Here is a 13432-nt window from a genome sequence, read left to right on the forward strand (position 1 = left end):
AAAATATTATAAAAAAACAAGCGGCTGAAAATCAGCCGCTAAAATTTTGTTCATTTATACATGTTTTTATTGGACGCTTACGTTGAAACTCTTGCAAACGGAGATAAATTAGAAGATAGATATCTGGATCACGGATTAACCGGAAAGTATAGAGGGACTCGTGAATGCCATATAGAACCAGATTGGCTCCTGATTTACGAAATAATGGATGACAAATTGATATTAATGCTCAATCGCATTGGAAGTCATTCTGATTTGTTTAGATAGTAGTTTATAAAACAAGAAAGAAGATTACAGTATGCACAGCAAATCGAATTTGGGTAGCTGTGCATTTTTCTCATTTTTTGGGCAGAAAATTTACAAGGTCTGTATCCACTTTAGCGCAATAGTGGTAAAATGAGGTTATGGGGGGGTGAGATAGTTTGAGCGAGAATATTTTACTTAAGGCAGAGAACCTGAGCAAGATCTATCAGATGGGTGAGGTGACGGTGGCTGCTGTAAAGAATGTTGATATAGAGATAAAGAATGGTGAGTTTGCTGTTATTCTTGGTCCCAGCGGTTCAGGGAAAAGTACCCTCTTGAATATCCTTGGAGGAATGGACCAGCCTACAGAGGGTAATGTGACCATGAACGGAGAGAGCATAGTTGGCTTTAACGACAAGAAGCTTACTGCCTACAGAAGGGACAAGGTGGGGTTTGTGTTCCAGTTCTACAACCTGATGGGAACCCTGACAGCAAAGGAAAATGTTGAGCTTGCAACTGAGCTTTGCAAGGATGCCCTGGATATTGATGAGGTCCTGGAAACAGTTGGTCTTGGAGACAGGAAAGACCACTTCCCGGCCCAGCTGTCAGGAGGAGAGCAGCAGAGGGTCGCAATAGCCCGTGCTGTTGCAAAAAATGCCGACCTTCTTCTCTGTGATGAGCCAACAGGAGCCCTTGACTTTGAAACTGGAATAAAGATACTGGCCCTGCTTCGGGACATAAACAAAAAGTACAAGAAGACCGTTGTAATCATTACCCACAACGTGCCAATCGGAGAGATGGGTGACAGAGTAATAAAGATGCGAAGCGGTGAGATAATAGAAATCAAGGAAAACGAGAATCCAATCGACCCTGAAAGGATTGTATGGTGATGAAAAAGCTGGACAAGAGACTCCTAAGGTCAATAGGGCAATCAAAGGGATCCTTCATATCAATTGTGGTTGTGGTCATTGTTGCCCTCCTGGTATATGTATCCTTTTCAATGGTTGCAGACCAGCTGTACAATTCAATACAGCAGTATTACAATGAGACGAACTTTGCCCATATATTTGTGGATGTTTCAAGGGTTCCTGGAAATGCAGTTGATGACCTGCTCCAAATAGATGGGATCAGTCAGGTCCAGGGAAGAGTCGTCTCAGATGTACCTCTGCGGGTTGAGGATGCTGATGAGAAGGTAAGGGTGCGGGTAGTCTCTGTACCCTCAACTGAGGACCAGATAAACAGCCTTTATGTAATCGAGGGAGAGGAGCTGAGGCCAGGCACAAGAACCGTAGGTGTCCTTCAGCAGTTCTACAGGGGACGTGAAATGAGGCTTGGGGACACCCTGAATCCATTTATTGGAGGGACAGAGTATTCACTGGAGGTGGTTTCCGAAGTTGGAAGTCCCGAGTACATATATCTAATGGAGAATGAGCAGACCCTACTTCCGGATGAAAAGGGATTTGGGGTAGTATTTGTACCTGAGGAGTTCGCCCAGTCCGCATTTGGACTTCACGGAAGCTACAACAGCATAGTTGTGAAGGTCCATCCAAGTCATGAGAACAGGCTGGACCTGATTGCAGATGATATTGAGGACATGCTGGAAAGATACGGGGTAAGGAGCGTAATAACAAGGGAAGATCACCTTAGCCACAGCGTTATGATGCAGGAGGTGGATTCCCTTCACCTTATGTCCCGGTCCATGACAATAATCTTTCTTCTGGTGGCATCGGTAATAATAAGCATAATGCTTTCAAGGATAGTGAAGAAGGACAGGATTGCAATTGGGGTGTTGAAGGGACTTGGCTATGGAAATTCCCAGATCCTTATGCACTACATCAAATACTCCATGGCAATAGGATTCACAGGTTCAATACTTGGAATTCTCATAAGCATACCAGTATCGAGGATGCTGGTTAACATATACATTCTCTACATGAACATCCCTCTATTCAGGTCGACCATTGACAACAAGTACCTGATATATGGGGTCCTCTTGACAACAGCCTTCTGCATCATAGCTGGGTTTTTCGGAGCAAGGAGCGTCCTTAAGATCTCACCTGCCGATGCAATGAGACCGGAGGCTCCAAAGGCAGGAAAGAGAATGTGGATAGAGGGCTTCAAGGGCCTGTGGAGCAGGGTTACCTTCAGCTGGAAGATGGTCCTTCGAAATATCTCAAGGACAAAGAGGAGGGCTGCTTTCCTGGTCATTGGCGTTGCACTTACCTATGCGGTCACAATGGTCCCAGTTTTTATGTCAACAGTTTGGAATACCCTGTTTGACAGGCAGTACTCTGAGCTTCAGAGGATGGACTACAGCATTGACTTTTCAGCCCCTCAGGGAAAGAATTCTCTGCTGGAGATTCAGAAGCTTACAAAGGTTGACCGTATTGAGCCCAAGGTTGAGCTGCGCTTTGAGCTGGCGGATGGTTGGAGGAAGGAGACCGCAATTGTCATAGCGGTGGACCAGGACACCCAGATGTATGGCTTCAGGACATCCTCGGGAATGGATGTTGAGCTTCCGGGCAAGGGGATAATCCTCACGGATATCCTTGCCAGGCAGCTTCAGGTCCAGGCAGGGGATATGATCTCAATCAAGAGTGTGCTTCCTGAGGCGGTAAGAAAGGAAATCCAGGTCAAGGCAGTGGTTGAACAATATTTCGGAAAAAATGCATATATGGACCTGGATCAGATGTATGAGATCCTCGAGGAAAAGGACCTGGTGACAGGAGCCCTGATCTTTACGGACCACGATATCGTTCCAGACCTTAGGGATGTGAGGAACATCCAGGCTATAAACTCTGTCCAGGATATGCGTAATATGCTGATGGAATACATGGACATGATTATAGCTTCAATGGGTGCCCTAATGCTCTTTGGAGGTGTTCTGGGCTTTGCCATAGTGTACAACATAACAATAGTAAGCATAAACGAGAGAATCATGGAGTTTTCATCCCTTAGGGTTCTGGGCTTTGAAAAAAAGGAGATATTCAGGCTGGTAACCAGGGAAAATGCCTTTATGACTTTTTTCGGACTGATTCTTGGAATGCCCCTGGGGTATTCAATGTGCAAGGGGATAGTTGATTCAGTGTCAACTGAAATGTACACAATACCGGCAATAGTGGAACCCTTTGTCTATGTCTATTCAGCAATAGGTACCATTGTATTTGTTATAGTTGCACAGTTTGCAACCTACAAGAAAATTAAGAACCTTAATTTTATAGATGCCTTGAAGAACAGGATATCTTGATTCTAATCTATTACGGGGATGTGAGAGGATGAAAAAGAAGATTTTGATAGTTGGAGCCCTTGTTGTTGCTGCAGGTGCTGTTGCATTTTTCCTTATGAATCAGGGAAACGGCATACAGGTCAATGGTGCTCAGGTAGGAAGAGGGAGTATTGAGGACTTTGTGGAGGAGACAGGCACCGTAATGGCAAGAAACAACATCCAGGTGTATTCACCAGCTGCAGGAAAGGTCACAGAGGTCCTGGTGGAGGTTGGAGACATTGTGGTTGAAGGTGATGTTATTGCAAGGCTCGATTCGGAGACCCTTTCCTATCAGCTTGCTCAGCTGGATGCCCAGAGAAGTGCCGCTGTGGCTGCCTTGAATGATGCCAGAAGGGCTGGAGATGCCAATGCAATACGAAGCCTTCAGCTGGACATAAATCAGCTGACAGGGAACATACAGGAGGCAGAGGAAAGGCTGGAGGATACGAAGACCCTGTATGAGGCAGGAGCCATCAGTCAAGACCAATTAAGGTCAGCTGAAAGGAGTCTTGAGACCCAAAAGACCAACCTGCAGAAGCTTAGACTCCAGCTGGACCAATTGAACAGCCCAGCTTCACAGAATCTCATAGTCCAGTACGAAGCCCAGATCAGGCAGATTGACCTTCAGAAACAGGAGCTGGCCTCCTCAGGGGAAGACTACACAATTGTTGCAGGCACCTCGGGAACTGTGCTTCACAGGATGGTGGAGAAGGGAAGCTTCCTTCAGCCTGGAATGGGACTTGTTGAGCTTGGGGATACAGATGACCTGTACATCCAAAGCGATATCCTTGTAAGTGAAATTGCGGAAGTGAAGGAAGGACAGCAAGTCAGGATTACAAACACAGACCTGGGGATTGAAACCACAGGAAGGCTTACAAAAATACATCCCAATGCCTTCAGCAAGATATCAGACCTTGGGGTTGAACAGAAGAGGATAAAGGTTGACATTGAAATGGACTCCGTTCCAATGGGACTAAGACCTGGCTATGACCTTAAGATAATGATAATTATAGACTCCAGTGAGGAGACACTTTTGATCCCCGAGAATTCCGTATTCACAATTGACCACAAGGATCATGTGTTTGTTGTTGAGAATAGAACTGCAACCCTTCGTGAAGTCGAGACTGGAATAAGGAGCGGAAGGGAAGTGGAGGTGCTTTCAGGGCTTTCCCAAGGAGATGTTGTTATCCAGTCTCCGGATAGTGAGCTGGAGGAAGGGAAGGCTGTTGAGGTAATGATTCAGTGAACAGCTTACAATGAACAATAACAAAATAGAAAAAATGCAAGGATGCAAGGAATAGTTAAGATATAATATCTAAGAAATCTGAAATTCAATCTATTGACACATAAAAGCAATGTTGATATCATAAAGAAAATACTCTGTATGGGGGTACAGAACATTCTATTGTCGATGGAACGCCGTATGCGGTGAAAGTCGCACGTACGGTGTGGTCCTGCACGAAAACCTAAGATAAGGTTAGTGAGGAATGATTTACCAAGTTAGGTTAGTCAGGGATGGTAATGATCGCTAACAATAAAGGTTAGTGAGGAAATGGTACAAAATAAGTAATTGAAGGAGGCTTCGGGTAAACCGGAGCTTTCTTTTTTGTCACAGAACATGCCATTTTAAGTTTTTCAGTAATATGGGTTGAAATGCTTTACAGTATTAAATACAATGGGGTTAACAAGGTATTGGGGGATACCTAAGGCATTCTATTGTCGATGGAACGCTATATGCGGTGAAAGCCGCACGTATGGTGTGGACCTACACGAAATCCTTATGGATAGTTAGGGATGAGATTACTACAAGTGGCTTAACACAGGAGCATTATGATGCCGGAGATGATTTTACACTTTACATTCATGGCTTAGCTCAGGAGACAGAAGTTGAAGTTTCGTTCATAATCCTCCCCGATGGAGGAGGGCAACCAGAATACCCAGATTCAGGTGGAATTTTAAATGACATGGATATGACCGTAACAGGAACTACTGCAAGTGACGGTACGCTAACCATATCAGGTGTAGTCTCTGAGAATCTTCCTTATGGAGAATTGCGCATAACACTTCCTGACTATGGTTACTATCTTGAAAATGCAATAATCCTAAGAAATACTGAGGGTCATCATGTAACAGTTGGAGAACAAGATAATTAAGTAAAGTGATTGTTAAAGAGAAAGAGCTTCAGCATTTTTTGCTGGAGCTTTTCTTGTCACGAGCAATGACAACTTATGAGAAAATTATTGTCAGATAATTTAATGCTGTATACAATAGAAGTGTAGGTCAGTATGGGGGTATTGACTTACACATTCTATTGTCGATGGAACGCCGTATGCGGTGAAAGTCGCACGTGCGGTGTGGACCTGAACGAAATCCGAGAGGATAGTCAGGGATGAAATGGAAGGAATTAGAATTGAAGTTGGGGAAACACTTAGTGGAAGTTTAGAAGAAAGTGGGGATCGCAAACTATACAATTTTGTAGTTGCAACAGAAGATACGTACGTTATGTTTACAACCAGTAATTTTGACCCGATGCTTTACCTATATGATGTCAATATGGTGCAAATTCAATCTAATGATGATAGTGGAGGAAATCTTCAACCATTAATTATTAGAAATTTGGCCATTGGTAACTATTATTTAGAAGTTGCAGGTTGGGGTTTGAGCTATGGTGACTACCAATTGACACTAGATTATGAAGATTAATACTAATGTGGAGTAATGTAAAATATAACTGAGAAAATGAAGCTTCGTATAAAATCGGAGCTTCATTTTTGTCATAAAAGTTGACATCTACTGAATATATTTGTTGTCTTATGTTTTTATGCTATGTAAAATAGTATTATAAAATCAATATGGGGGTATTGATTTACACATTCTATTATCGATGGAACGCCGTATGCGGTGAAAGTCGCACGTACGGTGTGGACCTGAACGAAATCTGAGAGGATAGTCAGGGATGATGTTGTAAGTACAATAAAAAATGGTGATTTTGAAACAGGAGATTTTGAAGGTTGGACGGTTATATATTCCGGGTCATTACCTCAGATTATAACCGATAGTGATAATAATTATGTATATATGTCAGATGGAAACGGTATTATTGGAGGAGGAGGCACAACCTCAATTTCCCAAAATATAGTAGTCTCCGATACCAATCCTGGCAGTCTTTATTTTGAATATCAAATTGTAGGTAATGATGGAAGCTTTGATGGGATGTATTTTTCTATTAATGGGACTGAAATGAGAAGATGGAATGGTAGTAGCAATGGATGGCAAGAGTATAACATTGATTTAACCGATTATAGAGGAGAAAGTATTGAAATAAAAGTGACTGCATATTCTTTAGACTCCATTATATCTGTTTATTATTACTTGGATAATTTTTCAGTTAGATAAAGATTTTGATAAAAGATAAGCTAGTGAAGATTCTTCGTTATGGTTAGGATTGCATCATACATTGTTGCAATTTTATACGCAACGAAGAATCTTTTTGTATTCTATCGAATTCTTAACACATTCTCCATTGCTAATTGACCTATGGTTTTGTATAATATTAGTTGCCGACCGACCATTCGGTTTTTGAATTATGTCAATTAGATCAGGAGGAGTTTAATATGAATAGAGGAAAAATATCACTACTTTTGGTAATGATAATGATAACAGCCTTTGTTTCAGGCTGCAGGGGAAATGAAGGAGAAGAGGCTGCCGTTGAAAGCTTTACTGCAGTTGAGGTGCAGTCAGCCCAGCTGGGAACAATCGAGAACTCGGTTACCATCAACGGACGTGTTTCAGCGGACCAGGAGGTGTCCGTCATTCCAAAGGCAATGGGTACGGTTGTGGCCCTTAATGTAAAGCTTGGAGACCAGGTGAATGAAGGAGATGTGCTTTTCACCATCGAGCAGACAGATATGAACCTTTCAGTATCACAGGCTGCCAATGGGGTGGAGCTGGCAAGAAAAAGCGTTGCCCAGGCAGAGAACGGCCTTAATGCTGCAAGGATCAACTATGAGCTGAACAAATCACAGATAGAAAACGCCCAGCTTAATCTGGAAAGGACAAGAACCCTGTATGAGGAGGGGGCAGTATCCAAGGCCCAGCTTGAGCAGGCGGAGCTTGGAGCAAGCGAGCTTAACCTTGATGCCCTTCAGTCACAGGTTACACAGGCTGAAATATCCTACCAGCAGGCAATGAGCCAGCTTTCACAGGCCCAGATTTCCTACCAGCAGGCACAAAGCGGACTTAGCAACACAGTGGTGGAGTCTCCAATGACAGGGGTGGTTTCAGCCCTCAGTGTCAGGGAGGGACAGATTGCAGCAAGCGGACAGCCAGCTGCAACAATAGTTAACATGGACACAGTTTACATCAGGATCAATGTGGTGGAGAATGTTATAAACAGACTGTCAGAGGGACAGAGGGTACAGATATCTGTGCCTGCTGCCTTTGAGGGTTATGTTGAAAGCGAGATTGGCTATGTAAGCCCATCCGCCGACCCTATGAATAAGCTTTATGAGGTCAGGATATATGTTGATAACAGCCAGTATGGAATCAGGTCCGGTATGACAGGTTCAGTGAAGCTTGACCTTGACAGGGCCGAGGATACAATTGTGGTCCCATCTGATGCAGTGGTGGACAGGGACGACATTCAGGTTGTCTACATCGTGGAGGATGACAGGGCTGTTGAAAGACAGGTCCAGACAGGCCTTGACACAGGAGATAGAGTACAGATCGTATCTGGAATATCAGAGGGTGACAAGGTCATTGTCGAAGGCCAGCAGTATGTCTCCCATGGTGTGACGGTGAAAGTAGTCAGGGGTGAATAGTTATGAATATTTCTAAACTATCGGTTAAGAGACCAGTCACCATAACCATGATAGTCCTTATTGTGGTTTTAATTGGTGCAATATCCCTGACAGAGCTTCCAATTGACCTGTTTCCTGAAATTGAGGTACCGGTTGCAGTTGTTGTGACAAGCTATTCAGGTACAGCCCCCCAGGAGATGGAGAACCTAGTTACAAGGCAGATTGAAGGCGCCATTTCAACTGTTGCAAACATCGATACGGTTTCGTCCATATCCTCGGAAGGATCCTCCATTGTAATAGCTCAGTTCAACTTCGGAGTGGACATGGATATGGCCGCCTTGGAAATGCGTGAAAAGGTGGACATGGTAAAGGGCTTCCTGCCTGAGGAGTCGGAGACTCCTATGGTTATGAAGATTGACCCAAACTCCATTCCAATTGTCCAGATATCCCTTTCAACAGAAGGGGACCTTGCAGGTCTTCAGGACCTTGCGGAGGATACCTTCAGCCAGAGGCTGGAGAGAATAGACGGAGTTGCATCGGTGGACATCTTTGGTGGATACTCCAGGGAGATTGAAATTGCAGTGAACCAGAACGAGCTGGCAAACTACGGGCTAAGCTCTGCCCAGCTGTCCCAGATGATCAGTGCATCCAACCTGAACCTTCCAGGAGGAAGTGTCAGCAAGGGTGACCAGGACCTTTCAGTGAGGGTAACGGGAGAGTTCCAGGGAATTGATGATATCAGGAACATGCCGGTGCCCCTCAGTTCAGGTGATGTCATAAGGCTTGGGGACATTGCCCAGGTCAACCTTGTAAGAAAGGACATCAGCTCAATCTCAAGGACAAACGGAAATGACAGCATCACCATGTCCATCCAGAAGCAGTCCGGCAGGAACACTGTCCAGGTATCAGATGACATTGCCAGGGAAGTGGACAGGCTGCAGAGGGACTATCCAAATGTGAAAATTGATGTTGTCCTGGATACGGCGGATTTCATCGTGCAATCAATCAACACCGTCGCCCAGAATGCAATACTTGGATCACTCCTTGCAGTCTTTATCCTGTATATATTCCTCAAGAACCTGAGGACAACATTGATAATAGGTGTGGCAATACCCATATCACTGATAACATCGTTTATCCTGTTGTACTTTAACGGAATCACATTGAATATGATGACCCTTGGAGGTCTGGCCCTTGCTGTGGGTATGCTAGTTGACAGTGCCATAGTCGTTCTTGAGAACATCTTCAGGTTCAATTCGGAGGGATACTCCAGGGAGGAAGCTGCAATCCAGGGAGCGACAGAGGTAGGTATGGCCATAACCGCATCAACCCTTACAACAATTGCGGTGTTTGTGCCCATAATGTTTGTCGAGGGAATTGTGGGGACCATATTCAGGGACTTTGCCCTGACCGTTACCCTATCCCTGGCCGCATCACTGGTAGTATCCCTTACCCTTATCCCCATGCTTTCTTCAAAGATTCTGAAGGTTGCAGACAAGGAGAAGGGGAAGAAGAGAAAGCTTGAGAAGCTCTACAATGCCTTTGACAGCGTATATGACAGGGTGGACAGGCTTTACAGAAAGCTTCTTTCCACTGGCCTTAGGAGGAGGAAGCTGACCCTGCTGTTGGCATTTGCAATATTTGCAGGAAGCGTTGCAAGCCTTTTTGTGGTGGGAATGGAGTTCCTTCCATCAACAGATGAAGGAATGATCAACATGTCCATAAACCTGCCCCTGGGTTCTGGAATCCATAAGATAGACAAGGTTACCCAGGAGGTTGAGGAAAGGATACTGGACATACCCGAGCTTGATATTATCTCAACCAGCATCGGTGGAGGCAATATGATGATGGGAATGGGCGGAGGAGGAAGCTCATCCATTTCACTGTTGCTTATTCCAATGTCAGAAAGGGACCGTTCGACGGCCCAGGTTGCAGAGGAAATCAGAAGGAAAGTGAAGGAGATACCAGGTGCTGAAATTTCAGTATCAGAGGCATCATCAACAGCCATGATCGGATCGGGAAGCCCCATCAGCATAGCAATTAAGGGACCGGAGTTGGAGGAACTTGAAAGGATTTCCGAGGACATCAAGGATATTGTGGAGTCGGTTAACGGAACCAGAGAGGTAGGCACAAGCATAAGCGACTCCATGCCTGAAATTCGGGTCCTTGTTGATAAGGAGCTTGCAGCAACCTACGGTCTCACTTCGGCCCAGGTGGCATCCAGCGTAAGGAGCAATGCAGCTGGCAGCACAATCACAAGGCTTAAGGATGGCGGCGAGGAAATAGATGTTGTAATCAGGTCCACAGGTGAAATCACGGAGAGCATCGGAAGCTTCCAGCATATGGAGATATCAACCCCAATGGGAACAAACATCCCACTGAGCCAGATAGCTGATGTCACAGTTGAAAAGGGGCCCACATCCATAAACAGGGAAAACCAGGAAAGGGTTGTGACTGTAAGCAGCCAGATTGTTGACAGGGACCTAAACAGCATAGTTTCTGATGTGGAGTTGAAGCTTGCAGAGTACTCCTTCCCCGACGGGTATTCCTACTCAATCGGTGGAGAGAACGAAGAGATGATCGATGCCTTCCAGCAGCTTGGTCTTGCACTGGTACTTGCCATCATCCTAATCTACATGGTTATGGCAGCACAGTTTGAGTCCCTGATTTATCCCTTTATCATAATGTTTACCATACCCCTTGCTTTTTCAGGGGGAGCCCTGGGTCTCTTCCTTACTGGAAGAGCCCTTGGAGTGACAGCCTTGATCGGTGTGATAATCCTTTCGGGAATTGTGGTTAACAACGGTATAGTCCTCATTGACTACATCAACACCCTAAGGAAGCAGGGCTTGGAGAGAAGAGAGGCAATCGAGACAGCAGGGCCAATTAGGCTCAGACCAATTCTTATGACAACCCTTACAACCATCCTTGGCCTTATTCCGATTACCCTTGGTATAGGGGAAGGTGCTGAGCTTATGGCTCCCATGGGAAGCGTTGTAATCGGGGGATTGATCCTTTCAACACTGCTGACCCTTGTGGTCGTACCTGTAATGTATACAATCCTTGATGACCTGTCCCAAAAGACAAAGGCCAAAATCCGAAGGAATGAAGAGTCGGAAGAGGTGATGGACTGATGGCTGGCATAAGAGAGGAAAGAAGAGACCAGATCATCCAGGCTGCAATAAGGGTATTTGGCAAAAAAGGATTCCACAGGGCAAAGATCGGTGAGATTGCCCAGGAGGCTGAAATCGGCAAGAGCACCGTTTATGAATACTTTGACAGCAAAAAGGACCTGTTTGAGGAAATGATCAGATTCATTGCCCAAGACTACTATGATGATGTAAACGAGGCTCTCTCAGAAGGGAAGGGCTGCAAAAGCAGGCTTCTGTCCTTTGCCAACAACCACGGCAGCTTTATAAAGAGCCATATGGAGCTGGCAGAGAACACCATGACAGATTCAACAAGCGTTTCAGAAGATATCAAGAAGGAGATGCTTGGATGGAAGATGAAGATATTCCAGCTTGTTGAGGATGTACTGAAGGATGGAATTGAAGCAGGTGAGCTGAGAGAGGGAATTGACACAAAGTCCGCTACCGCCATAATCCTGGGTGCAATAAATGAAAACTATGTTGTGCAATGCATAATATTCAACCAGAAACCGGAAGAGGTTCAGATGGAAAGGATCATAGATTTAATATTTAGTGGACTGGGAAAAGATAATTCACAAATCTCAATGCACAATTCACAATGAAAAGATTTTAAGATTTAAATTAAAGCTAAGTGATTAATATTAGTTGAGTTGGCCATTATTGAGCCATAATTCAAGCTCATTTAATTGAGAACTGTGATCTGACACGTGCCCAGTGATAGACTTTTAAAAATCTTTGATTTTTCTTAAAGTCATCAGAAGGGTATGAATTGTGAACTGGATTATTGTTTACAATCCAGTTACAATCAACATTTTACACGTTATTACTTTGACAAAAAAGTGTGCAGAGAGTAGAATGGTATTGAGAGAATAATGTGAAAACAATAGGAGGGAAAGAAGATGAACAACAAGAGGAATAGAAGAATTGCCATTATAATTGCAGTTCTTATGCTTACTATGGCATTCTCAACAACAGGCTTTGCAGCTTGGATGGGCAAGACCATTGAAGCTCAGTACAGAAATGTTACAATCTTTGTAAACAATCAGTATAAGCAGGCAACAGACGTAAATGGCAAGGTAATTGAGCCGTTCATCTACGAGGGAACAACCTATGTACCGCTAAGGGGAATAAGCCAGATGCTTGGGTATGAGGTTAGTTTTAATCCACAGACCTACAGGATTGACATCACAGGGAGTGGAGTGGATCCCTCAGCTCAGTATGAGATTCTGATTCTCCAGGCTAGAATAGCTGAATTGGAAGCGAAGTTGGAGGAAAAATCATCATATAGCCTCGATGATATGCAAAAAGATTTGAATGATGACTATACAAGGTTCACAAGAAATGTGAGCATTGATGAGATTATCCTTAAAGGCAAGACGGATGATATTGAAATACGAGTTTATGTAAATCTTAATACCAATGCAGCTGTAGATTACTGGAAAAATGCTTATGATGATGGTGATGTTAAGTCAACAATCCAAAAAATGGTAGACGATGTATTGGATCAGTTCCCTGATGCAGATATTGAGGGATATGTTGAAGATGACTTTGATGATAGCAAGTTGGCAACATTTACTGTGAGCTCAAGAGGCGTAGTTTCAATAAGTAAATCATCAAGTACTTCCAGTACAACTTTAAGTGATTTAGTAGATTATCTTGAGGATGAATATGTTGGATTTGGAGGTATAGAAGAAATAAAAGCATATGGATCGACTACAGGAACAATATTTCTTGATGTGTTCGTTTATAAGAGAGACTGGGATAGATTAAGTTCTGGAGATCAAGAGGACCTAATGGATGATATAATTTACGATGTTGAGTATGATTTCCCAAAAGCAACTATAGATGGATTAATAATCGATAATGACACAGAAAAAACATTAGATACTTTTAAAAATTAATAATTATTAGAAATGCCTGGAAATATTTCCAGGCATTTCTAATTTATGTACTTACAATGACTCATATCTGATAAC

The 13432-nt window shown here is 43.8% G+C and carries 11 protein-coding genes; all 11 read left to right on the forward strand.

Going from position 1 to position 13432, the window contains the following annotated elements:
* The first annotated feature begins 60 nt into the window (after nucleotides 1-60).
* The 11 genes from ACKVDP_RS04985 (at nucleotide 61) to ACKVDP_RS05035 (ending at nucleotide 13357) form a co-directional block, all read left to right on the forward strand.
* On the forward strand, nucleotides 61-267 hold the full coding sequence (locus ACKVDP_RS04985) for a type II toxin-antitoxin system YafQ family toxin (protein WP_409227709.1): 207 nt from the start codon (nucleotides 61-63) through the stop codon (nucleotides 265-267).
* Nucleotides 268-473: 206 nt separating this feature from the next.
* Nucleotides 474-1133, forward strand: a complete 660-nt coding sequence (locus ACKVDP_RS04990; RefSeq protein WP_409227805.1) for an ABC transporter ATP-binding protein — start codon at nucleotides 474-476, stop codon at nucleotides 1131-1133.
* On the forward strand, nucleotides 1133-3490 hold the full coding sequence (locus ACKVDP_RS04995) for an ABC transporter permease (protein WP_409227710.1): 2358 nt from the start codon (nucleotides 1133-1135) through the stop codon (nucleotides 3488-3490). The genes ACKVDP_RS04990 and ACKVDP_RS04995 overlap by 1 nt, the downstream gene beginning before the upstream one ends.
* A gap of 28 nt (nucleotides 3491-3518) precedes the next feature.
* Nucleotides 3519-4754 (forward strand): efflux RND transporter periplasmic adaptor subunit, encoded by a 1236-nt coding sequence (locus tag ACKVDP_RS05000; RefSeq protein ID WP_409227711.1) that lies wholly within the window; start codon nucleotides 3519-3521, stop codon nucleotides 4752-4754.
* A gap of 508 nt (nucleotides 4755-5262) precedes the next feature.
* On the forward strand, nucleotides 5263-5661 hold the full coding sequence (locus ACKVDP_RS05005) for a hypothetical protein (RefSeq protein WP_409227712.1): 399 nt from the start codon (nucleotides 5263-5265) through the stop codon (nucleotides 5659-5661).
* Between the two features lie 241 nt (nucleotides 5662-5902).
* Nucleotides 5903-6211: a DVUA0089 family protein gene (locus ACKVDP_RS05010; RefSeq protein WP_409227713.1), complete on the forward strand. Its 309-nt coding sequence runs from the start codon at nucleotides 5903-5905 to the stop codon at nucleotides 6209-6211.
* Between the two features lie 375 nt (nucleotides 6212-6586).
* Nucleotides 6587-6904, forward strand: coding sequence for a hypothetical protein (locus ACKVDP_RS05015; RefSeq protein ID WP_409227714.1), 318 nt, complete (start codon nucleotides 6587-6589; stop codon nucleotides 6902-6904).
* A 218-nt stretch (nucleotides 6905-7122) separates the two neighbouring features.
* Nucleotides 7123-8328: an efflux RND transporter periplasmic adaptor subunit gene (locus tag ACKVDP_RS05020; RefSeq protein ID WP_409227715.1), complete on the forward strand. Its 1206-nt coding sequence runs from the start codon at nucleotides 7123-7125 to the stop codon at nucleotides 8326-8328.
* Between the two features lie 2 nt (nucleotides 8329-8330).
* A complete protein-coding gene (locus tag ACKVDP_RS05025) occupies nucleotides 8331-11441 on the forward strand; it encodes an efflux RND transporter permease subunit (protein WP_409227716.1) in 3111 nt (1036 codons plus the stop codon).
* A complete protein-coding gene (locus ACKVDP_RS05030) occupies nucleotides 11441-12058 on the forward strand; it encodes a TetR/AcrR family transcriptional regulator (RefSeq protein WP_409227717.1) in 618 nt (205 codons plus the stop codon). The genes ACKVDP_RS05025 and ACKVDP_RS05030 overlap by 1 nt, the downstream gene beginning before the upstream one ends.
* 297 nt (nucleotides 12059-12355) lie before the next feature.
* The gene (locus ACKVDP_RS05035; protein ID WP_409227718.1) at nucleotides 12356-13357 is read left to right on the forward strand and encodes a stalk domain-containing protein; all 1002 of its coding nucleotides are present in this window, start codon (nucleotides 12356-12358) and stop codon (nucleotides 13355-13357) included.
* Nucleotides 13358-13432 lie beyond the last annotated feature (75 nt).

This window comes from Gudongella ferriphila (assembly GCF_046224405.1).
GTDB lineage: Bacteria > Bacillota > Clostridia > Tissierellales > Tissierellaceae > Gudongella.

Bases quoted from the DNA above. Each gene is read 5' to 3' on its own strand.
- ACKVDP_RS04995 (WP_409227710.1), top strand. From the start codon at position 1,133: ATGAAAAAGCTGGACAAGAGACTCCTAAGGTCAATAGGGCAATCAAAG.
- ACKVDP_RS05010 (WP_409227713.1), top strand. From the start codon at position 5,903: ATGGAAGGAATTAGAATTGAAGTTGGGGAAACACTTAGTGGAAGTTTA.
- ACKVDP_RS05030 (WP_409227717.1), top strand. From the start codon at position 11,441: ATGGCTGGCATAAGAGAGGAAAGAAGAGACCAGATCATCCAGGCTGCA.
- ACKVDP_RS05020 (WP_409227715.1), top strand. From the start codon at position 7,123: ATGAATAGAGGAAAAATATCACTACTTTTGGTAATGATAATGATAACA.
- ACKVDP_RS05015 (WP_409227714.1), top strand. From the start codon at position 6,587: ATGTCAGATGGAAACGGTATTATTGGAGGAGGAGGCACAACCTCAATT.
- ACKVDP_RS05025 (WP_409227716.1), top strand. From the start codon at position 8,331: ATGAATATTTCTAAACTATCGGTTAAGAGACCAGTCACCATAACCATG.
- ACKVDP_RS05005 (WP_409227712.1), top strand. From the start codon at position 5,263: ATGGTGTGGACCTACACGAAATCCTTATGGATAGTTAGGGATGAGATT.
- ACKVDP_RS04990 (WP_409227805.1), top strand. From the start codon at position 474: ATGGGTGAGGTGACGGTGGCTGCTGTAAAGAATGTTGATATAGAGATA.
- ACKVDP_RS05000 (WP_409227711.1), top strand. From the start codon at position 3,519: ATGAAAAAGAAGATTTTGATAGTTGGAGCCCTTGTTGTTGCTGCAGGT.
- ACKVDP_RS05035 (WP_409227718.1), top strand. From the start codon at position 12,356: ATGAACAACAAGAGGAATAGAAGAATTGCCATTATAATTGCAGTTCTT.
- ACKVDP_RS04985 (WP_409227709.1), top strand. From the start codon at position 61: ATGTTTTTATTGGACGCTTACGTTGAAACTCTTGCAAACGGAGATAAA.